1 protein-coding gene is annotated in these 1,489 nt (G+C 39.8%); it reads right to left on the bottom strand.

The features are described 5' to 3' along the window. Window positions 1-1,256 precede the first annotated feature (1,256 nt). Window positions 1,257-1,489, bottom strand: a 233-nt coding sequence (locus AAFM92_16840; protein MEL7302029.1) for a hypothetical protein, incomplete at its 5' end; no start/stop codon positions are given.

Raw genomic sequence — 1,489 nt, 5'->3', positions numbered from 1 at the left:
GTGGCAAGCCAGCCAACCAGCCAGCAACGATTGACGACAGACAGTGTGAATCACTTCACTATGTATGGTGGCCCCAGTTTACCTAAATACTTGAAGAGTTACTTTAGAGTTAGAGTCTTAAAGAAAGGGGCAGGGTCGTGGGCAGGGATCTGAAAAAAAAGTCGTCTATCAATCTGGCTGGCTGGCTGGCTGGCTAGCTAACTTTGAGTCGCCACTCAAAGTCTCAAGTCTCACACTTTTCAAGCTTTTCTAAAAAAAACTGCTAGCAATAATGTCTAAAGAATAACTGAGCTCCTCAAACAGGTTTCAGGTCTTTTCAGCTTTTTCATAGGGAGTGGCTGGGGGACTATATCAGTATATCAGTTATATGTTATTGTCTATGGTATTTTTGAAAAGGAAATTTTCTATTGTGGTTTACAGATGTGGTTTTTGAATGATTGTGTTTCAGTTATTTTTTATTTTGTGATGATGAAAAAAGTATATTCTCTGGATATAGTAGTACATATATTCATTATTGAAAAAGTGATTACGACTTTTGTTGCATTGGTATATTATTGAAAACACTTATTTCAAAAATATATATATATCTCTTCCCAGTCTGCTTGTCTCTTGTGTCTGTGTCTGTGTCGGCGTGCCACAAGGAGAGGCACAGAAGAGACTCCTTAAGGGAGGGAGGGCTCCTTAAAAAAAAAAAAAAAAAAAAAAAAAGACGCTTCGGGTATAATGTAGACTTCAACACACATTAACAAAAACAATATTGATGCTAAAATCATCCACAACCCTCCCTCCAACATTATTTCCATTATTCCAGATCAAAAAGTCTCTTAACCCCCCCTTGGCTAAACACAGACACAGACACACTCACATAATGAATGAATGAATGAATGAATGAATGAATGAATGGTCTTTCACCAATTTTAAAATTTCAAAACTCACTAAAAAATAGCAGGGAGGATGGGAGGGGATTGCTTAAAGGGGGTGCAATCTTTACAATAATACAGGGAGGATGGGAGGGGATTGCTTAAAGGGGGTGCAATCTTTACAATAATAGGTCAAGGGCTGGCCAAGAATTGTCGCTTGTGACTCTTGATTAATCCCAAAATTCAAACAACCGGTTGAGCCGCATATTCCCTATCGCGTGAGAATTTATGCGGAATTAGACCGGAGAAAGGGAGCAAGGGACAAACATACAGGTTTTGTTCACACCCTCTCTCTCTTCTTCTCTCTTCTCTCTCTCTCTATCTTCTCTCTATCTCTCAAGCTGTCTCTGTCTTCTGCATCAGTTTTTGTGTCTTGTCTGCATCTGCTGAGTGGCACAGGTCAATGGTAAATTGAAAATAATCATGATTGTTGTTACCACTCAGCAGATGCAGACAGGACACATAAATTGATGCAGAAGACAGAGACAGCTTGAGAGATAGATAGAGGGAGAGAGAGTGAGGGAGAGTGTGAACAAAACCTGTATGTTTGTCCCTTGCTCCCTTCTTCG

This window comes from Pseudomonadota bacterium, assembly GCA_038533575.1.
In the GTDB taxonomy this organism is placed as follows: Bacteria; Pseudomonadota; Alphaproteobacteria; order Rhodobacterales; family Rhodobacteraceae; genus Shimia_B.
The sequence above is the reverse complement of the archived record's forward strand: the minus strand, read 5'-3'. Positions and strand labels throughout refer to the sequence as shown.